This is a genomic window from Pseudoalteromonas sp. SG41-2, from assembly GCF_014164535.1.
In the GTDB taxonomy this organism is placed as follows: domain Bacteria; phylum Pseudomonadota; class Gammaproteobacteria; order Enterobacterales; family Alteromonadaceae; genus Pseudoalteromonas; species Pseudoalteromonas rhizosphaerae.
This window is the reverse complement of record NZ_JACJFK010000109.1, coordinates 1-650: the sequence shown is the minus strand read 5'-3', so window position 1 is coordinate 650 and position 650 is coordinate 1. Positions and strand designations below refer to the sequence as shown.

General features: G+C 40.3%; 1 pseudogene. It reads left to right on the top strand.

What is annotated here, in order from left to right:
* Positions 1–650: pseudogene (locus H5186_RS22895) on the top strand (hypothetical protein); the annotation flags it as partial.

Sequence of the window (650 nt, the reverse complement as noted above, 5' to 3'; positions counted from 1 at the left end):
AGTAGTAATGATAAAAGCTCAGAGAAATCAAGCGAACTTGATGACTTAATTGATAACCTTATTAGTGATGAGGATCTTGAGCGCTATTTTGCTGAACAAAAAGACGGTTTAACTCATGAAGAACGAGAAAAAATAAAAAGAGAAAACCGTGTTAACGCGATTAACCAGTGGTGCGCTGAAAACCCAAATCGAGACCCTACCAGATCAAAAGACAAAACCATCAAACAACTGGCGTTAGATGAAGAAGCAGTGGTGCGATTAGAAGAGTTTAGAAAAAATAACCCCGAAAAAGCTGCAGAAAATAAAAGGAGAGCCGAAAACAGAAGCAAATACTTTGATGATAGACAAACCTACAGAGAGCAACTGTCTAGAGATTATTTGCATAAAGACAGTTATGAGACGCGACTAAGAAAAGCCGAAGCACTCAATGGCTGCGGGTTTAAAACCCGCACATTTAAAAGTAAGCGTTTCACTGATGAATATGCAGCAGAGCTTAAGTCGCCTAATAGTGGCTCAACGCTTGAGGGGCACTGGGTTCGCGGAGATGGGCAGCAACTTGCTATTTCATGGTTTGGAGGGTGGTCAAATTTATTTACTGCTCTAAGCTTCTTGCTAATGGTATCTGCAGTTATGTTTTTCTTCGTTGACTT